The 19,364-nt window shown below is 45.7% G+C and carries 19 protein-coding genes; 7 read left to right on the forward strand and 12 right to left on the reverse strand.

Translation table 11 applies throughout. From position 1 onward, the window contains the following. Positions 1–48: 48 nt before the first annotated feature. From CAN90_RS07670 to CAN90_RS07700, 7 genes are all read right to left on the reverse strand, one after another. Complete coding sequence (locus CAN90_RS07670; protein ID WP_085833252.1) at positions 49–369, reverse strand: putative heavy metal-binding protein; 321 nt, start codon at positions 367–369, stop codon at positions 49–51. Positions 370–733: 364 nt separating this feature from the next. Then, on the reverse strand, positions 734–1,027 hold the full coding sequence (locus tag CAN90_RS07675; protein WP_085833253.1) for a GNAT family N-acetyltransferase: 294 nt from the start codon (positions 1,025–1,027) through the stop codon (positions 734–736). A gap of 132 nt (positions 1,028–1,159) precedes the next feature. Next, positions 1,160–2,578 (reverse strand): Asp-tRNA(Asn)/Glu-tRNA(Gln) amidotransferase subunit GatB, encoded by a 1,419-nt coding sequence (gene gatB / locus CAN90_RS07680; RefSeq protein ID WP_085833254.1) that lies wholly within the window; start codon positions 2,576–2,578, stop codon positions 1,160–1,162. Continuing rightward, positions 2,575–4,041: an Asp-tRNA(Asn)/Glu-tRNA(Gln) amidotransferase subunit GatA gene (gene gatA, locus CAN90_RS07685; protein ID WP_085833255.1), complete on the reverse strand. Its 1,467-nt coding sequence runs from the start codon at positions 4,039–4,041 to the stop codon at positions 2,575–2,577. The genes gatB and gatA overlap by 4 nt, the downstream gene beginning before the upstream one ends. 14 nt (positions 4,042–4,055) lie before the next feature. Continuing rightward, entirely contained in the window at positions 4,056–4,334 is a 279-nt protein-coding gene (gene gatC / locus CAN90_RS07690; RefSeq protein ID WP_085833256.1) for an Asp-tRNA(Asn)/Glu-tRNA(Gln) amidotransferase subunit GatC, read from the reverse strand. A gap of 69 nt (positions 4,335–4,403) precedes the next feature. Beyond that, on the reverse strand, positions 4,404–6,152 hold the full coding sequence (gene aspS, locus CAN90_RS07695; protein WP_085833257.1) for an aspartate--tRNA ligase: 1,749 nt from the start codon (positions 6,150–6,152) through the stop codon (positions 4,404–4,406). Positions 6,153–6,489: 337 nt separating this feature from the next. Continuing rightward, on the reverse strand, positions 6,490–7,260 hold the full coding sequence (locus tag CAN90_RS07700; RefSeq protein ID WP_085833258.1) for an IclR family transcriptional regulator: 771 nt from the start codon (positions 7,258–7,260) through the stop codon (positions 6,490–6,492). A 258-nt stretch (positions 7,261–7,518) separates the two neighbouring features. Here CAN90_RS07700 and CAN90_RS07705 point away from each other — a divergent pair, with 258 nt between their 5' ends. The 5 genes from CAN90_RS07705 to CAN90_RS07725 all read left to right on the forward strand — a co-directional run bounded on the left by CAN90_RS07705 (position 7,519) and on the right by CAN90_RS07725 (position 12,549). Continuing rightward, the gene (locus CAN90_RS07705; RefSeq protein ID WP_085833259.1) at positions 7,519–8,484 is read left to right on the forward strand and encodes a bifunctional 4-hydroxy-2-oxoglutarate aldolase/2-dehydro-3-deoxy-phosphogluconate aldolase; all 966 of its coding nucleotides are present in this window, start codon (positions 7,519–7,521) and stop codon (positions 8,482–8,484) included. Between the two features lie 75 nt (positions 8,485–8,559). After that, a complete protein-coding gene (locus CAN90_RS07710; RefSeq protein ID WP_085833260.1) occupies positions 8,560–9,579 on the forward strand; it encodes a PfkB family carbohydrate kinase in 1,020 nt (339 codons plus the stop codon). A 211-nt stretch (positions 9,580–9,790) separates the two neighbouring features. Next, on the forward strand, positions 9,791–10,816 hold the full coding sequence (locus tag CAN90_RS07715; protein ID WP_085833261.1) for a sugar kinase: 1,026 nt from the start codon (positions 9,791–9,793) through the stop codon (positions 10,814–10,816). Positions 10,817–10,990: 174 nt separating this feature from the next. Further along, on the forward strand, positions 10,991–11,770 hold the full coding sequence (locus CAN90_RS07720; RefSeq protein ID WP_085833262.1) for an AIM24 family protein: 780 nt from the start codon (positions 10,991–10,993) through the stop codon (positions 11,768–11,770). Between the two features lie 2 nt (positions 11,771–11,772). After that, positions 11,773–12,549, forward strand: a complete 777-nt coding sequence (locus tag CAN90_RS07725) for an AAA family ATPase (RefSeq protein ID WP_085833263.1) — start codon at positions 11,773–11,775, stop codon at positions 12,547–12,549. A gap of 59 nt (positions 12,550–12,608) precedes the next feature. On the opposite strand, the gene sufU is transcribed toward CAN90_RS07725, so the two are convergent. Genes sufU through sufC form a run of 5 tightly spaced genes read right to left on the reverse strand, consistent with a single transcriptional unit; the run spans position 12,609 to position 17,528 of the window. After that, positions 12,609–13,052, reverse strand: a complete 444-nt coding sequence (sufU, locus tag CAN90_RS07730) for a Fe-S cluster assembly sulfur transfer protein SufU (RefSeq protein WP_085833264.1) — start codon at positions 13,050–13,052, stop codon at positions 12,609–12,611. Next, complete coding sequence (locus CAN90_RS07735) at positions 13,042–14,268, reverse strand: SufS family cysteine desulfurase (protein ID WP_085833265.1); 1,227 nt, start codon at positions 14,266–14,268, stop codon at positions 13,042–13,044. Before CAN90_RS07735 ends, sufU begins: the two co-directional genes overlap by 11 nt. Beyond that, positions 14,265–15,341 carry a SufB/SufD family protein gene (locus CAN90_RS07740; RefSeq protein WP_085833266.1) on the reverse strand — a complete coding sequence of 359 codons (1,077 nt, stop codon included), beginning with the start codon at positions 15,339–15,341 and terminating at the stop codon, positions 14,265–14,267. The genes CAN90_RS07735 and CAN90_RS07740 overlap by 4 nt, the downstream gene beginning before the upstream one ends. A gap of 16 nt (positions 15,342–15,357) precedes the next feature. Continuing rightward, positions 15,358–16,776 (reverse strand): Fe-S cluster assembly protein SufB, encoded by a 1,419-nt coding sequence (sufB, locus tag CAN90_RS07745; protein WP_085833267.1) that lies wholly within the window; start codon positions 16,774–16,776, stop codon positions 15,358–15,360. Beyond that, on the reverse strand, positions 16,773–17,528 hold the full coding sequence (gene sufC / locus CAN90_RS07750; RefSeq protein WP_085833268.1) for a Fe-S cluster assembly ATPase SufC: 756 nt from the start codon (positions 17,526–17,528) through the stop codon (positions 16,773–16,775). Before sufC ends, sufB begins: the two co-directional genes overlap by 4 nt. A gap of 400 nt (positions 17,529–17,928) precedes the next feature. Between sufC and sigG the strand changes: the two genes are divergently transcribed. Together sigG and CAN90_RS07760 are read left to right on the forward strand one after the other, a co-directional pair. Beyond that, positions 17,929–18,711: an RNA polymerase sporulation sigma factor SigG gene (gene sigG, locus CAN90_RS07755; RefSeq protein ID WP_085833269.1), complete on the forward strand. Its 783-nt coding sequence runs from the start codon at positions 17,929–17,931 to the stop codon at positions 18,709–18,711. A 279-nt stretch (positions 18,712–18,990) separates the two neighbouring features. Further along, positions 18,991–19,278, forward strand: a complete 288-nt coding sequence (locus tag CAN90_RS07760; RefSeq protein WP_085833270.1) for a YlmC/YmxH family sporulation protein — start codon at positions 18,991–18,993, stop codon at positions 19,276–19,278. Positions 19,279–19,364 lie beyond the last annotated feature (86 nt).

Below are 19,364 nucleotides of genomic sequence, written 5' to 3' on the forward strand. Positions count from 1 at the left end.
CCTTAGCAGCATAATTTGTGCGGCTAAGGCTTATTTTTTGTTCGTTCATTATTGAACGACTACTGCGGTACCAGAGGTGGTTACCATGAGCATGTTATTATCAGTTCCAAGTACTTCGTAATCGACATCTATTCCAATCACGGCGTTCGCACTCAAAGCAGCAGCACGGCTTTGTAGCTCCAGCATCGCTTTGTCGCGTGCTTCCATAAGCTCGCCCTCATAGGAAGAGGATCTTCCTCCAAAAAAGTTTGTAAGGCCTGCTGCAAAGTCTTTCATGAAATTAACGCCGGCAACAACTTCCCCAAAAACGATTTGCTTATACTCTACAATTCGTCTGCCTTCTATTGTATTGGTTGTAGTAAGAATCATTGGTATAACCAACCTTTCCATTTCCGTTTTTTTACAGGATAGCATAGATTATTTAAATAATTTATGCTCATTTTATTAATTTAATAATAATAAAGTTGGCAAGTTGTGTTCATATAGAAAAAAAGGAAGGGGAAGAACCCGAATGGTTCTTCCCCTATATTACGTTTGAATGGAGATTAATTTTACGTCCTGTCATAGGCGGACTTACCAAGAGGTGCCAAGCGGATAACAACAATTTATACATTGTGTTTCAACGATAATTCACATCCGCCAGCACCAAAAAACAGAGTGTTTTATGGCAAGGCTTCAGCAAAGTTTCGTTCTTCGCCTGAACTTCCTCGACAATAGCATGTGTCGTTAGCGGCTATTTATTTCTGGAAATTTCTGAATCCAAAAGATTTGAATACTCGCTATTTTTTTCAAACCACGCAACGGCATAAGGGCAAGTGGCAATCGTTTTCTTCCCTTGCGCACGAATCTCATCTATGGCTGCTAACATCAATTTACCCGCAATGCCTTGACCACGCAGAGAGTCATCTACAAACGTATGGTTAATATCTACCGTTGTTGTTGAAATGTTCGGGAATGTAATTTCAGCGATTAAATTGCCAGCTTTATCTTCTGCAAAAATGCGATTGGCCTCTTTTGTAAATTCCATAAAATATCCTCCTTTTATACTCAGCAATATTACTTTAGAAGAATAAAATTTTGGTTTCTCCCCGGCAAAGAAGCAAGGGAGAAACCGATAGAAAAAAATCAAAATAAAAATATTAGCCAAAGCTAGTGTAGTTTAGCCCTGCGAAATCAGCTCAATCAAGATTCGTTCTGCTTTGAGAGCATCTGCTCTGCCGCGGCTCGCCTTCATAACCATACCAAGTAACGCTTTAAGGGCTTTTTCCTTACCGGCACGGTAGTCTGCAACCGCATTGGGGTTCGCTGTAACGGCTTCTTCACAGAACTTTTTCAGGTCACCGGAATCTACTCCGCTCAAATCACTTTCACTGAGGAAATCGGTAGCGGGTTTGCCACTGTCCAGCATTTTATCCAAAGTGGATTTCAGCAAATTCATACGGATTTTGCCGCTGTCGAGCAAAAGAACCAAATCCTTCAGGTAAGAAGCGGGGATAGATACCTCGAATTTCTCTTTCGCATCGTCATTGTCCATACGGCGGAAAATTTGACCGATAATGCAGTTTGCTACGGTCTTCGGATTTGCCACACCTTCGCTTGCTGCTTCAAAGAATTCCGCAATTGCACGGGATTTTGTAAGCTGCAAGGCGTCGGCTTCCGGCAGACCAATTTGGTTGATATACCGGTCGCGCTTTACTTCCGGTAGCTCGGGCAGAGCATTGCGTATAGCGTCAACTTCTTCTTCTGTAACATGAATGGTAATCAAATCTGGCTCACGGAAGTAACGGTAATCATCTGCATCCTCTTTGCTTCTCATGCTGGAGGTGGTGCCGTCTGCTTCGTTGTAGCGCAGTGTCTCTTGTGTGATTCTTCCGCCACTCTCAATTACATCGATTTGACGAGTGTACTCATATTCAATCGCCTTTGTCATAAAGGTGATTGAGTTCATGTTTTTAATTTCTGTGCGCGTGCCATATTCTTCTTTACCGACCGGGCGAACAGAAATATTAACATCGCAACGCATGGAGCCTTCCTGCATCTTGCAGTCAGAAACTCCGATGAACTTCATAGCGAGCTGTAACTTTTCAACGTACTCACGAACTTCTTCGCTACTACGGAAGTCTGGCTCGGTAACAATTTCGATGAGTGGTACGCCGCCGCGGTTGTAGTCCACATAAGTGTTGCCACCTTGGTGAACCAACTTGCCGGCATCCTCTTCAATATGGATACGGTTAATGCGGATTCTGCGCCCATTGGAAAGGTCGATATGACCGTTTTTGCAAAGAGGCATATCAAACTGCGAAATCTGGTATGCCTTGGGCAAATCTGGGTAGCAATAATTTTTACGGTCCATTTTGGAGATAATGGAGATTTCGCAGTTTGTGGCTAGGCCAGCCATAATCGCGTACTCTACCACTCGCTTATTCAGCTTTGGCAGTGTTCCGGGAAACCCTACACAAACCGGGCAGCAGTGGGTGTTTGGGTCGCCGCCGAACTCCGTAGAGCAGCTGCAAAAGATTTTTGTATTTGTGGAAAGCTCCACGTGGGTTTCAAGACCCGATACTAATTCGTATTTCATAATTGCACCCCCATACTAGCTGCGCGGAATACATTCTCTCTGGTTGCCTGCTCAAACTGATAAGCGGCATTGAGAAGAGTAGACTCGCAGAAAGAATTACCAATAAGCTGTAAGCCAATGGGCAGTCCTTTTTGGTCAAACCCACAGGGGAGAGAGAGGGCAGGAATACCTGCAATGTTAATCGGCACAGTGCAGATGTCCGTCAAATACGTTTCAACTGCATTTTGCTCTGCCTTACCGCGCTCAAAGGCAGTCATTGGCACGGTAGGAGCTGCAATGACATCGCAGCGTTCAAAAGCGGACTGAAATGCTTTCACCAAAACTCCGCGAAGGCTCTGCGCCTTTTTATAATACGCATCATAGTAACCAGCACTCAAAACATAGGTACCAAGCAGAATGCGTCGTTTTACTTCTTTACCGAAGCCTTCACTCCGTGTTTTGGCAACCATTTCGTTTACATCATTGTAGTTGGAGGCTTTAAAACCGTAACGAATGCCGTCAAAGCGGCCTAGGTTTGAAGAAGCCTCTGCGCAGCTAAGAATGTAATATACCGGCAAAGCGTAAGTGAGCTGGGGAAGATCAATCTCTACCAATTCTGCACCAAGCTCGCGGTAAACCTGCATCGAGCGCTCGATTGCCTGGCGCACATCATCGCGAACACCATCAAAGTACTGCTTTGCAAAGCCAATTCTCATGCCTTTAATGTCTTTTTTCAAAGAATCGCAAGCCAATTCCTTTGCACCAAGGGAGGTAGAATCCATTCGGTCTTGTTTTGCTAAAGCATCGTATACCAGAGCGGCGTCCTCCACGTTTGTGGCGATAGGGCCTACCTGGTCAAAGCTAGAGGCATAGGCAACCACACCATAACGCGAAACGGCGCCATAGGTAGGCTTAAGCCCAACAATACCGCAAAAGCTGGCAGGCTGGCGAATGGACCCGCCCGTGTCGGAGCCAAGGCCATAAACCGCTAGGTTGCCTGCAACTGCGCTCGCAACACCACCCGAGCTGCCGCCTGCTACACAATTGGTGTTATGGGGATTCCAAGCGCCGCCATAAATGGAGGTTTCGTTCGAGGAGCCCATTGCAAATTCATCCATGTTTGATTTGCCAAGCAAAACAGCACCCCTACTGCGGAGCAAATGCCAAACCGTAGCATCAAAAACCGGGCGGTAGCCCTCCAATATTTTGGAGCCACAGGTGGTTTCAATTCCGGTGGTAGAAATATTATCTTTGAGGGTCATCGGAATGCCTTCAAGAACATCAATCTCTTCACCCCGCGCAATTTTTGCGTCAACCTCCTGCGCTGCCGCAAGAGCGGTTTCTGGGGTGAAGTGAACGTAGGCGTTAAGGGCGGGGTTGTCCGCTTCAATCGCCTGTATATAGGTTTTGGTCAACTCTTGGCAAGAAATTTCCTTTGCCTGCAAAGAGTGATGAAGTTTTTTAATTTTACCGTAATCTTTCATGGATTACACCCGCCTTATCCTCTTTTTTTCACCAAGAAGTAACCGTCCTCCTGGCTTTCCGCATTGCGCAGAATATCCTCTGAAGGAAGAGACGGTTCCACGACATCCTCCCGAAATACGTTTTCCAATTGATTGATGTGATCAAAGTCGGAGGACTCCACCGTGGCCTGATTAATGGTATTGGCGAAATTTATAATTTCATCCATATCTTTCGTAAAAGCCTCCAGCTCATCCTCGCGGATTTGGAGCTTGGCAAGCCGTGCAATTTTTAGTACATCCTCATGTGTGACCAAGCGGAAACGCCTCCTTGTAATTTTTAACTCTCCTCTCACAAAAATGGGAGAGGAGAGAAATTTTTAGAATTATCTAATTTTAATATGAACTTCACGCAGCTGCTGCTCAGTAACCTCGGTAGGTGCGCCCAATAGCAAATCTTGTGCGTTGCTGTTCATGGGGAATGCAATAACCTCGCGAATGTTCTGCTGTTCAGTGAGCAGCATTACCATGCGGTCAACGCCAGGTGCCATGCCAGCATGTGGCGGTGCGCCATAGTGGAAGGCATTATAAAGCGAGCCGAATTTCTCGCGGATGTCTTCTTCCGTATAGCCTGCAATCTCAAATGCCTTTACCATAATTTCTGGGTCGTGGTTACGCACAGCACCAGAAGACAGCTCAACGCCATTGCAAACAATGTCGTACTGGTAAGCGAGAATCTCTTCGGGATTCTTACTTTGCAGTGCTTCAAGGCCTCCCTGCGGCATAGAGAAGGGGTTGTGTGTGAAAATATATTTGCCAGTATCCTCATCGATTTCATACATGGGGAAGTCGACGATAAAGCACATTTCAAAACGAGATTCATCAATCAAATTCAGGCGTCTGCCAAGCTCGGTACGAATTTGACCCGCCAGCTTTGCGGCTGCTGCTTTTTCGTCTCCAATAAAGAAAATGACGTCGCCCGGAATTAATCCGGCTCGCGAAATAAGCTCTTTCAGCTTGTCATCGGGTAAAAATTTGGTGATGGGACCCTTGTATTCACCCTCACCGATTACACTAATATAGCCAAGGCCCTTCATGCCAATTTCCGTAGCGAATTTCAGCATGTTCTCAAAAAAGCTCTTTGGTTGGGAGGTACAGCCCGGCACACGAATGGCACGGATGGTTTTGTTTTTGAAGGGCGCAAAGGTGGTATTATCGAAAATATCAGAAATATCGATAATTTCAAGAGGGTTTCTCAAATCGGGTTTATCGGTGCCGTATTTGAGCATGGATTCCTGAAAAGGAATGCGTACAAACGGTGCTTTGGAGACCTGCTTGTTCGAGAACTTCGCAAATACTTCGGAAAGAACCTCTTCAGCAATCGAGAATACATCTTCCTGTGTAGCAAAAGCAAGCTCAAAGTCGAGCTGGTAGAACTCGCCGGGTGAACGGTCTGCTCTTGCATCTTCATCACGGAAGCAGGGGGCGATTTGGAAGTAACGGTCAAAGCCAGATACCATCAAAAGCTGCTTGAAAATCTGCGGAGCCTGCGGCAGAGCATAGAATTTACCATGATGCTTGCGGCTGGGAATCAAGTAGTCTCTTGCGCCTTCTGGAGAAGAAGTAGAGAGAATAGGGGTTTGAATCTCTAAAAAGCCCATTTCGGTCATTTTCTGGCGCAGAAAGGAAATCACCTGCGAGCGAAGCACGATATTATTGTGAACCTCCGGATTACGTAAATCCAGAAAGCGGTATTTTAGGCGAACGTCTTCCTTGGTTTCTGTGGAATTGGTAATCTCAAAGGGGAGGGGGTTCGTTACCTTGCCAAGCAAGGTAAGAGAATCTACCTTAATTTCCACTGTACCAGTTGCCAGCTTGGAGTTTACGGTGTCTGCATCACGCAAAGTCACCTTACCCTCAACGCTGATGGTGCATTCACGCACTACGTTCTGCATCATGGCTTCGTCGTGTACCACAACCTGCACCACGCCGTAATGATCCCGCAAATCCAGAAACTGTACTCCGCCATGGTCGCGGATATTCTCAACCCAGCCCGCCACGCGAATCGTCTGGTCAATATCGGTTTCACTCACCCTGCCGCACAGGCGGGTGTGATATTTGTTAGCGCAAATCATATCTTAATTAATCCTTTCGTCTGCTCAGATTTCTGAAAACAATTACAAATAATTATACCATCAAATGCAGGGGGTTTCAACAAAAGCAGTGCATATTTTGCATAAAAAGCTTCCATATCTCGCAAATTTCACTGTATTTTGGTATTTATTATCATACAATATAATAGAATTTGTTCTTTGTACTCTTATTTGCCGTAAAAAACTGTTTGCACTGTTAAAAGATAACTTGTTTTCCCCTATGATGGCAATTCGTCTACTAGAAAAGTTTTTCCCGTATCTTACCAAAAATCCATAAGAGAAAACGGAAAAATGCGAGCCTCTTCCCAGGTGCCGGGAATCACTTCCCGGAAAAACCCAATTCCTGAGAAAGGTCTCGCTTGGTTTGGAGAACATATTCTGAAAGCTCCTGTATTCGTTCGTCGGACATACGAGATACCGGGGCAGAAATACTGAAGGCATTCGATGCACGTCCGTAAAAATCGGTTACACAGGCGGCAATACAGCGTACGCCTAGCTCGTTCTCTTCGTTATCAAGAGCGTAGCCTTGCTGCCGAATTTTCTCAATTTCGTGCATAAGGTGCTCAAAGGTTACAATCGTGTGTTCGGTATAGGGGAGAATTTCGCTTTGATTCCACACCTCTTGTATTTCGCTGTCCTTCATTTGAGCGAGTATCGCTTTGCCAACTCCAGTAGAGTACATTGGCTGGCGCAGCCCAATACGAGACACCATGCGGATGCTGTTCGCGTCTGATTCCACCTTATCCACATAAATAATATGGGAGTTTTCACGCTGTACAAAGTGAACCGTTTCATGCGTCTGCCTCATAAGGCGTTCTAAAAACGGGCGCGCAACAGCAAGAATGTCGAGCTTAGAGAGCAGCATTCCTGCCAGCCCCAAAATTTTGTAGGTGGGCAGGTATTTACCCGATTCCTCCTCCTGACGTGCATATCCCATTAAAACAAGGGATTTGAGAAGGCGATGTACGGTGCTTTTATGAAGAGAAAGCCGTGTGCTCAGTTCCGTTAGCGTGACCGGGCCGCTCTGTACCAGAGCTTCCAGCAGTTCAAAAATACGCTCTGCCGACTGAACGGGATTAGATTGGGGCATACACCAATTTCTTCCTTTCCAAATTGGATGAATCTTAAAACCATAAGACAGGTAAAACCTGCAATAAAACCCATAGAAAAAACGCTGAAAAACAAATCGACGGACTTAGTTCTTTAATAGTATCATAGTGAATCGGGAAAAACAATTGGAAAGCTGTAAGATTCTATTGACTTCACGTGGGGAAACAGTATAATAAAAGTACAAAGAAATGAAACTTAGTTCCACATTACGAAACAAATTAAGTAAGAGGTGCTGAACATGAATGAGATTCTAAAGAAAATTGGTGCTATTGGTATTGTTCCGGTGGTGAAAATTGATGACGCAAAGGACGCGGTTCCGCTAGCCAAAGCGCTTTGCGAAGGCGGCTTACCCTGTGCTGAGGTTACCTTCCGTACCGATGCGGCAGAAGAAGCCATTCGCGCAATGTCTCAGGCATTCCCTCAAATGCTCGTGGGTGCAGGAACCGTACTCACTACCGAACAGGTAGACAAGGCAGTTTCTGCTGGAGCTGCATTTATCGTTAGTCCTGGTTTAAACCCCAAAGTGGTAAAGTATTGTGTAGATAAGGGGATTCCGATTACCCCCGGTACCTCGAATGCGAGCGATATTGAGCAGGCCATTGAGCTCGGGCTCGACGTAGTAAAGTTCTTCCCAGCCGAGCAGGCAGGCGGCCTTGCCATGATTAAAGCATTGGCTGGTCCCTATGTGAAAATGAAATTTATGCCCACCGGAGGAATCAGCGCAAAGAACCTAAACGAGTACTTGTCTTACAATAAGATTTTGGCTTGCGGCGGTAGCTGGATGGTAAAGCCGGAGCTGATTAGTGCAGGTGAGTTTGATAAAATTCGCGATATGACCCGTGAAGCAGTGCAGACTATGCTTGGCTTTGAGATTGGCCATGTTGGCATTAATACCAAAGATGCAGCCGAAGCTGGCGAATTGACCAATGCATTCAGCGATATTTTTGGCTTTGCGAAAAAAGAGGGCAATAGCTCCTTCTTTGCCGGTACCGCAGTGGAAATTATGAAGTTTATGGGATATGGCGAGCACGGTCATTTCTCAATCAATACCAATTTCTTGCCCAGAGCCATTAGCTACTTTGAGAGCCGCGGCATTGAGTTTGATGCGGATTCTGCGAAGTACGATGATAAGGGCAACATGACCATTATTTATTTGAAGCGCGATTTCTGTGGCTTCCGAGTACATCTTGCCCAGAAAAAGTAAATATTACCCAATGAAAAAAGATGTTCTTTTGCATGAGAGAATAGAAAGTATATATCGTTTGGAGGATTAATTAAAATGAAAGTAGTTACCTTTGGTGAAATTATGCTGCGCCTTGCTCCGGAAGGCTATTATCGTTTTGTTCAGGCTGAGAACTTTGGTGCTACCTACGGCGGTGGCGAAGCCAACGTAGCCGTTTCTCTTGCCAACTATGGCATTGATGCAAGCTTTGTAACAAAGCTGCCGAAGCACGACATTGGCCAAAGTGCTGTAAATTCCCTGAGAAGATTTGGAGTGGATGTTTCTAAAATCACTCGTGGTGGTGACAGAGTAGGTATTTACTTTTTAGAGAAGGGTGCCAGCCAGCGTCCCTCCAAAGTGATTTATGACCGTGCCGGTTCTGCCATTGCAACTGCACAGCCTTCCGACTTTAATTGGGATGAGATTTTTGAGGGTGTGGATTGGTTCCATTTCACTGGTATCACTCCCGCTATCAGCGACAGTGCAGCAGCAATTTGCCTTGAAGCCTGCAAAGCTGCAAAGCGCCACAATGTAAAAGTGAGCTGTGACCTCAACTATCGCAAAAACCTGTGGTCTCGCGAAAAGGCTGGCCAGGTTATGGGCGGTTTGATGGAATATGTAAATGTTTGCATCTCTAACGAAGAAGATGCTAGCGATGTGTTCGGCATCAAGGCAGCAAACACAGACATTACCGGCGGTAAAATCAGCCATGAGGGCTACAAAGAGGTTGCAAAGAAACTGGCGGATACCTTCCATTTTGACAAGGTTGCCATTACACTGCGCGGCTCTATCTCTGCTAGTGATAACAACTGGGCGGCGATGCTTTACGATGGCAGCGACTACTACTTTAGCAAAAACTACCTTATTCGTATTGTAGACCGTGTAGGTGGTGGCGATAGCTTTGGTGGCGGTTTGATTTATTCCTTGCTAAACGATTATGCTCCGCAGGATGCCATTGAGTTTGCCGTTGCAGCAAGCTGCCTCAAACACACCATTGAGGGTGACTTTAACCAGGTTTCTGTGGATGAAGTAAATAAGCTTGCACTGGGCGACGGTTCCGGCCGTGTACAGAGATAAGATATTTTAAGTAGAAAAGCACCGTAATGTGCGGTGCTGCGGAAAGGGTACCGGAGAATAACAGCGATTCGGTGCCCTTTTCATACATAAGTGGTTATGGGAAAATTCAGCTGACACAGCGTTCTTGAATAAAATAATTGCTTATTATTGATTCTATCATAATAGACAAACTTTAGAATGCAGTGTTGCTTGTGTAAAAGGAGCAGATGACATGGAATCCAAACGACCTTTTGACGCCATCACCTTTGGGGAAATCATGCTGCGGCTATCGCCCACCATCAACGAGCGAATTGTTGACGGTGTGGTGTTCGAAAAGCGAGCCGGCGGCTCTGAGCTGAATGTTTCCTCCGGCCTATCTCTTTTGGGGCTTCGCACGGGTATTATTTCGAAAATTCCCCGTAGTGAAGTAGGCACCTTTATCAAAAACCGCATCCGTTTTGGCGGCGTGAGCGATGACTTTTTACTGTACGATGAAAATCGTGATGCTCGCTTAGGGGTGTATTACTACGAAAATGGAGCTCACCCCAGAAAACCTTGTGTGGTATACGATAGAAAGCATTCCTCCATTAATAGCATCACGCTCGATGAGATTCCGGAGTCCGCCTATACCAGCACGCGCATATTCCATACAAGTGGTATTTCTCTGGCATTGAGCCAGCAAACACGTGAAGTGGCTCTGGAATTGGTTCGCCGTTTTCGTGCAGGAGGAGCTAAAATATCGTTTGATGTAAACTACCGCGCAAATTTATGGGATGAGGATGAAGCACGGCGTACCATTGAAAGTATTTTGCCGTATATCAACATCCTGTTTATTTCAGCGGAAACCTCCCGTAGAATGTTCCAAAAAACCGGTGATCTCCACGATATTATGAAGAGCTATTGCAAGGATTACGGTGTGGAGGTTGTTGCAACAACCAACCGGCAGATTATTAGCCCCAAGCAGCATACCTTCGGCTCTATTCTGTATAGCGCCAAGGAAGACCGCTTCTATGAGGAGGAACCGTATGCCAACATTGAAGTGGTGGATCGCATTGGCAGCGGCGACGCATATGTGGCAGGCGTTTTGTTTGGGTTACTCCAATATGGTGACCACCAAAAGGCGCTCGAGTTTGGCAATGCGAGCAGTGCCGTGAAAAACACCATACCGGGCGATATGCCGGCTTCCGATTTCCGTGATGTTGAACGGCTGATTAAAGAACACCAAAATACCGGTGAGCAAAGCGAAATGAATCGCTAATATTTATTTTATAAAGATAGAAAAGCACAATGCAGTTCGTTTACTGCGTTGTGCTTTTTTGAGTCAATTTTGAGAGGGAAAAGAAGAAACCTTGACTTTGCAATATCGTTTTTGTAAGATAAAATCATAATATTAAATTACGCAGAACAATCAAAATATGAGAGGGGTTTTAGCATGTATAGAATATCGAATTTTGTAGATAACGATGACATAACCACACTGGCATCCATGGGGGCATTCACCGTTTTAGAATATCAGCGTGATCTGAGCGTCATGCCTCATGATGCGCAAACAGCCTATTTTGCAAGCAAAATGAATGTTCGTAAACGACAGGTTGTTTGCGATATGAGCAAAGCAAATGGTGGTATAACCTTGCAGGCCGGAGCAATGCAGTGGACGGTTGGTAATGTGAACGCTACCACTGGGATTAAAGGTGTTGGCGATTTTCTGAGCAAAGCAATGCGTGGCTCTGTTACAGGCGAGTCTGCGATAAAGCCCGAATACACCGGCAATGGTCTTTTGGTGTTGGAGCCGACCTATCGCCATATTATTTTGATTAATCTTCAGGACTGGAACGGTTCAATTGTTTTGGATGACGGATTATTTCTCGCCTGTGAATCCACACTGAAGCATAAAGCGGTGATGCGCTCGAACTTTTCATCTGCAGTGGCGGGCAATGAAGGCCTTTTTAACCTCGGCGTGAGTGGCAATGGCGTTCTTTGCTTGGAATCGTACTGCCCAAGGGAAGAACTCGTTGAGATTACCCTAGAGGATGATGTATTAAAAGTGGATGGCAACATGGCGATTGCATGGAGTGGCAGCCTGAACTTTACGGTGGAGCGCTCAGGAAAATCGCTCATGGGCTCTGCGGTCTCCGGTGAAGGTTTGGTTAACGTATACCGCGGTACCGGTAAGGTTCTTCTTGCGCCCGTTTCAGGGAATATTGTAGAATAAATATGGATGCAGAATTTTTGGAGTCGCTGTACCTGCGGCGAGTAGAGCTCAATCAGCTACCACAGCGAAAGAATTATTGGGAGACGCTCCCTGCAGTGCTAAGCCTGCAAAAAAAGCCATTGTTACTGGAGCAGCCAGTCACATTTTTGGTGGGGGAGAACGGAACGGGAAAATCTACTTTACTGGAGGCCATTGCGGTTGCTGCCGGGTTTAATGCAGAGGGTGGTACACGAAACTTTACCTTTTCTTCCAGAGAAACGCATTCTCAACTGTACGAGTACCTTCATTTAGTAAAAGGGGTTCGCCGCCCAAGAGATGGATTCTTCTTGCGGGCAGAAAGCTTTTATAATGTTGCCAGCAATATTGATGACCTCAATGCAATTCCGACGAGTCGACCTCCTTTGATTGATAGCTACGGGGGGAAATCACTGCATGAGCAATCTCATGGGGAAAGCTTTTTGTCTCTGGTCCTAAATCGTTTTGGGGGAGAGGGGCTTTATCTTTTGGATGAACCGGAGGCGGCGCTATCGCCGTCTCGCCAAATGTCGCTGTTAGCACATCTTCATCAATTGGTAGAGCGAAACTCACAGCTCGTGATTGCCACTCATTCTCCGATTTTGATGGCATACCCCGGAGCGTGCATCTATGTACTTTCGAAGGATGAGGGAATATGCCGTACCCCTTATGAGCAAACAGAGCACTACATTGTAACGCGTGAGTTTTTAAACCACCCAGAAAAAATGATGGAATATTTGCTTTGTGAAGAAGAGTACAAATAGCAGAAAAGCCGCGTCTGAATATCAGGCGCGGCTTTTCTTGAAAATTCTTTGTTTAGTTTTTATTCGGGACACTTTACTTCAGACTGAATGGCTTCTTCCAAGGTATGCCAAGCCAGAACCGCACATTTTACACGAGCGGGCATTTTTGAGATATTTTGGAACGCGGCAGCATCCTCTAGCTCATCAAGTGCTTCGTCATCCAGCTTACCTTCCTTAATCATCGAAAGAAAGGTGTTAGCGAGGTGCATCGCATCTTCTTTTGTCTTCCCTTTAATCAGGTCAATCATAATGGAAGCAGAAGCCTGTGAAATCGCACAGCCCATACCAGTAAAAGAAGCGTCTTCAATAATTCCATCTTTTTCACGAACCTGCAAAGAAATCTCATCTCCACAGCTTGGGTTTACACCTTTAATAACCGCAGTAGGGTTTTCCAGTTCACGCTTGTTGCGTTTGGAACGGCTATTCTCCGTTATAATCTCCGTATAAATCTGGTCAAGCTCCATAACCCATTACTCCTCTGACTTTTTTCAGGCTTTCCAGAAACGCATCAATATCTTCTTTGGTGTTGTACACCGCAAAGCTAAGACGGCTGGCGGCATACAGCTCTAAATGATGAAGCAGCGGCTGTGCACAATGGTGGCCGGCACGAACGCAAACACCGTCTGCATCCAATATGCTAGCAATGTCATGTGGGTGAACATCCTCAACCAAAAAAGAAATAGCGCCGTAGCGTTCATTTGCAGGAATATCGCCGCCCAAAACGGTTACATGGGGGATTTTCTTCATGCCCTCAATGGCATAAGCCATGAGCTCATGCTCAATGCGGGTGATTTCGTCCCAGCCGATTCCCTGCATAAATTTCACGGCTGCGGCAAGGCCCACTGCGCCGCCGGCGTCTTGCGTGCCGGCCTCGAACTTCTGGGGAATGGGGGCATAGGTAGTAACCTGTTCCTCTACGGAGTCAATCATATCGCCGCCCGAAAGGAAAGGAGGCATTTTCTCAAGCAGGCTTCTTTTTCCCCAAAGAGCTCCAATACCAAGCGGAGCATACATTTTGTGGCCGGAGAACACAGCAAAATCCACACCAAGCTGCTCTACATTTACCGGCATATGGGGAACGCTCTGCGCACAATCGAGCACTACAACAGCGCCAACCTCATGCGCGCGCTTTACAATCTTTTCAATGGGTAACTGAACGCCAAGTACATTTGAAATATGCACAACTGAGACTAGCTTGGTTTTCTCCGTAATTTTAGCGGCGATTTCCTCGTCGGTTACTCTGGCACCATCTGTTAGGTACAGGTAGTCGAGGGAGGCACCTACAATTCCGGCAACATGCTGCCACGGCACTAAATTGCTGTGGTGTTCTGCAATCGAGATGGTAATTCCATCGCCTTCGGAGAGGAAATTCATGCCATAGCTGTATGCAATCAGGTTGAGTGCCTCTGTTGCGTTACGGGTGAAAATCAGCTCCGCCGCATCCTTTGCGCCTATAAACTCAGCGACTACCTTGCGGGCATCCTCGAACGCATTGGTTGCACGAACCGCAAGCTCATACACACCACGGTGCGGGTTGGCGTTATCATTACGGTAGAAATCATCCACCGCCTTTAATACGCTGACCGGACGCTGTGCGGTGGCAGCGTTGTCTAAATAAACGATTGGCTTGCCGTTTACTTTCTGCTGCAATAAAGGGAATTGCTCTTGTATCCGGTTCATGCGTTTTTCATCCTTTCCTTGAGCCACTCGCGCACAGATTCCCGTAGAGCTTCTACCGGGATTCTCTCCAGTGCTGGAGTGAATTGCGCTTCAATCACAATTTGCTTTGCCTGTTGCTCCGAAATACCGCGCGACATTAAATAGAACAGCTTGCTTGCATCGATTTTACCAATGCTTGCAGCATGCTGACCCTCTACGTTTTCTTCCCCGCACAAAATCAAAGGTGCAGTACGGTTACGTACCTTGGGGCTGAACAGCAGAGTGTACTCACTTTCATGCCCAACGGAATAGGAAGCACCACGAAGAAAATCGATAGTTCCGCGGTAAATCTTTTTGCTTTCATCTAACAAAGCACCGTTTGCGTGAATTTCGCTTTCGGTTTCTTTGCCAATGTGCTGTACCAAATAGTTCATATCAATGCTTCTGGATTTGTCACCCAGATAGATGGTTTCATTTTCAAAGCGGCTGTGGCGTTCCTCAAGCCGAGCCTTACAGCCCGAAAGGAGTTTTTGTGCGCCCAGCTCAATGTGGATTACTTCTACCAAAGCGCCTTCTTTTTCTATGACACCAACATCATCAAAATGGAATGCACTATCACCCAGAAGCTGTACCTGCACAAGGCGTACATGTGCTCCGCGTTCCGCATAAATCTTGGTTAGGCTGGTGTGAAATACATTTTCACTTCCCTGTGAGCGGTAGCTTAGCACGAAGGTCACACGGCTGTCTTCTTTGGCGTAAATGGTGTTATAATCGGCAAGAACAGGGGAGGAGGCACCGAGAACATATTCTGCAACAATCGGTTCTTCCGTTTTGCCTTCTGCAACAAGGTGAATTTCTGTATTTCTATTTTGCAGAACAAACTGCTCTGCATCCTTACCCATTCCAGTTTCTATCGCGTCTGCGCCGTCAAAAGCGTTGGCTTGCTCGATTACTCCTTGCGGCAAGTTTAAGGTTTTCTTTTCCCAAGCGGCAAATTCGCCGGGAATCTCTTCTTCTACCGCAATACCGTTGACTCCAAGCCATTTCCAAGTTCTGACCGGCAGCAGGTTTACTTGATTCAAGGTCATGTTCATTGCAAAGCTCCTTTCCTCATCCAATACTGCCGCTCATTTCGAGCTTAATCAGGTTATTCATTTCAACGGCATATTCCATTGGCAGCTCTTTGGCGATTGGCTCTGCGAAGCCGCTAACAATAATGGAACGTGCGTCATCCTCTGTAAGGCCGCGGCTCATCAAGTAGAAAATTGCCGTGTCGCTGATACGGCCAATTTTTGCCTCATGCCCAACGTCGGATTCATCGTTTTGAATATCCATTACCGGAACCGTATCGGAACGAGATTCGCTATCGAGCATTAAGGATTCGCACGAAACGGAAGATTTGCTGTGTGCCGCTTCCGGAGTAATCACAACACTGCTGCGGTAGATACAGGCACCGCCATCTTTCGAAATAGACTTAGTACTAATACGCGAGCTGGTGTTTGGCGCAGCGTGAATGACCTTTGAGCCATTGTCAAGGGTTTGGCCTTTACCAGCAAAGGTGATTCCGGTAAACTCAGTACGAGCACCCTCTCCCTTAAGCACGCTCATGGGGTAGAGACAGGAGGTATTCGAACCAAAGGAGCCCGAAACCCACTCGATGGCACCGCCTTTTTCCACCAAGGCACGCTTGGTGTTTAGGTTATACATATTCTTAGACCAGTTTTCAATGGTAGAGTAACGTAAGCGTGCATTCTCACCAATGAATAGCTCTACGCAGCCGGCGTGCAGGTTGGCTACGTTATATTTGGGGGCGGAACAGCCCTCAATAAAATGCAGGTACGCATTCTTTTCGACAATGATTAGCGTGTGCTCAAACTGACCAGCACCTGGCGCGTTCAAGCGGAAGTAAGACTGGAGGGGGATGGTTAATTGAACTCCCTCGGGAACATAAACGAACGATCCGCCCGACCAAACTGCACCGTGCAGTGCCGCGAATTTGTGGTCGCTGGGGGGGACTAGCTTCATAAAGTGTTTGCGAATCATTTCGGAGTACGGGCCGTGCAGTGCACTCTCCAAATCGGTATAAACAACACCCTGTGCTTCAACCTCGGCACGCACATTATGGTACACAACCTCAGAATCGTACTGGGCGCCAACACCCGCAAGGGAAAGACGCTCTGCTTGGGGAATACCGAGGCGTTCAAAGGTATTTTTAATATCCTCCGGAACCTGTTCCCATTTGCTGCTCATGCCTGTTTTGGGGCGAACGTAAGTCACAATGTGGTCCATATCCAGCCCTTCGAGAGTAGGACCCCAGCTAGGCAAAGGCATTTCATTATACGTGCGGAGTGATTTTTGGCGGAACAAACGCATCCACTCCGGGTCTTTTTTCTCAACCGAAATTTGGTTCACGATTTCCGGAGTCAGACCGGAATCTACGGTAAAGGCAGCGTCAACCTTATCCTTTACGTCGTAGATGGTTCTGTCTATGTCGTCAACCCTTGTTTTTTCTTCTTCAAAGGCTCTCAATTGCGGACACCTCCCGCTTCAAAGAACTGGAAGCCCCTTTCATTGATTTCTTGAATCAGGCTGCTGTCACCGGTATGAACAATAGTGCCGTTCACCAGAATGTGAACGTAGTCTACTTTCAGGCCTTCCAGAATTTTTGCATTATGTGTAATAATCAGCAATGAATTTTTATCGTTGCGGAATTGGCGAATGCCCTTTGATACAATCTTTACTGCGTCTACGTCCAAGCCGGAGTCAGTTTCATCCAGAATAGCAAGCTTGGGGTTGAGCATTAGCATCTGCAAAATTTCCGCTTTCTTCTTCTCACCACCAGAAAAGCCCACATTCAAGTAGCGTGCGGCGTAATCCTGATTAATTTCTAAAGAATCCATCAAGCTTTTCATTTCTTTCTGAAACTTTAAAATGCGCGGAGCTTCACCGGTAACGGCTTCACGAGAAACGCGAAGAAAATTGCCCAGTGCAATTCCGGGAACCTCTTCCGGGTTCTGGAAAGAAAGGAAGATTCCTTTCTTGGCGCGTACGTCGGTTGTTTCGCTTGTAATGTCGTCATCGTTGAACACGATGCTTCCCTTACTAATATGATATTGCGGATGACCCATAATGGCATTACCCAGGGTGGATTTACCTGCGCCGTTAGGTCCCATCAGCACATGTGTTTCACCGCTGCGAATGGTAAGATTCAGCTCGTCCAGTATCACCTTATCTTCAACACCCACTTGCAGGTTCTCAATTTTCAGTAATTCATGGGACATGAATGTTCACCTCATTATTATATATAGAATAAAACGAAATTAAGATTAATGTATACTAAATTTGTATACTAAATTCGCATATTTCATTATACCCCTTTTTTTACAGGATGCAAGAGAAAAAACAAAATAAATTACATGTTTGCATAAGTTTTTTTACCTTAAACTGCTTTTCCCCTAAATTTACTTGGTTAATCGCTGTTTTAATAAGCTGGTAGCCATTCCTAACAGTTTTTCTTTCCTGAAAATATCATAGCGCATCTTTTTCATTTTATACAATAAGCGCCCTACTCTAAAAGATATTCATTTTTTTAATATGGGAATCTTTACGAATGAAGCTATCAGAATCTGGCAATAATGAACGTGTAAGAGCCAGACAAATGAGAGTGGAGGGCGGGGAGTTATGCAGTATAACAAGGTTGAAATCTGCGGAGTAAATACAGCAAAGCTAAAGGTGCTTACCGAGGCAGAAAAACAAGCTCTTTTGCAGATTATAAAGCATGGAACACCAGCTGAAAAGCAAAAAGCGCGCGAAGAAATGATTGGCGGCAATTTAAAGCTTGTGCTAAGCGTGATTCAGCGCTTTACTAACCGGGGCGAGAATCTGGATGATTTGTTCCAAGTGGGTTGTATTGGCTTAATGAAAGCTATCGACAATTTCAACCCGGACCTGGATGTTCGTTTCTCTACGTATGGTGTTCCCATGATTATTGGAGAGATTCGGCGCTATTTAAGAGATAACAACAGTGTGCGCGTTAGCCGATCAATGAGAGACACCGCTTACAAAGCAATGCAGATGAAAGAAAAGATGACGGCAGAGAACGGCAAGGAGCCATCCGTAAACGAAATTGCCAAAGCACTTGGCATACAGCGTGAAGAGGTGGTATTGGCTCTTGAAGCAATTGTGGAACCAGTCTCACTATATGAACCTGTTTTCTCGGATGGAAACGACACAATTTATGTGATGGATCAGGTAGGGGATAAGAACGATGACCGGAATTGGCTCGACGAAATTGCGCTCAAGGAAGCCATTAGCGATTTAAGTGACCGTGAAAAGCGAATTCTCTCGATGCGCTTCTTTCAGGGGAAGACCCAAATGGAGGTCGCTGGAGAAATAGGAATCAGCCAAGCGCAGGTTTCCCGTTTAGAAAAAGGAGCACTCGACAAGATAAAGAAAGACATTTAATTCACCTTAAGATGTATTTACTTGATTAGGATTTGTGTATAATCGGAGAACAGTTCATTTTACAGCAAAGATAAACAAACAAAAGCAAGCCTGAACTTTTCCAATTAATCAAATTTAAATCATTTAAAAATTATGGTTTGTATAAAAATAGAGCCGCAATCATGTTTCCTTTTCATTATAAAAGAAAAATTAATGGATTTGTAGATTCTTTGTTTGTCCCGAGGTTTTAAATGCCACTATTGGATGAATATAGATAGCATCAGGCGGGAGGTGTGCCTGATGACAAATTGCAGAATGGCCGATATGAGAAACAAAGAGGTTATCAGCGTGAAAGACGGCACCAGGTTGGGGGCCGTGAGCGATGTTGAGATTGAGCTAAAGACAGCAAGAATCAGCGCAATCATTATTTATGGCAGGCTGAAATGGTTGGGTCTTCTGGGCAGAGAGGATGACATTGTCATTCGCTGGGAAGATATTCAAATCATAGGGGAAGAAACGATTTTAGTGGATTTTGCGATGCCGTTCCGGCCCAAAAAACGGTTTGGGAGCGGTTGGTTCCACACCTAATAAAATTCGCGAAAAAGCAGGAAAAAACTTGCCAAATCCTCTTTGCCGTGCTATAATACTCCAGTAAATCACACGCCACACTATGA

The sequence above is a fragment of the Clostridium merdae genome, assembly GCF_900176635.1.
Classification (GTDB): domain Bacteria; phylum Bacillota; class Clostridia; order Oscillospirales; family Acutalibacteraceae; genus Faecalispora; species Faecalispora merdae.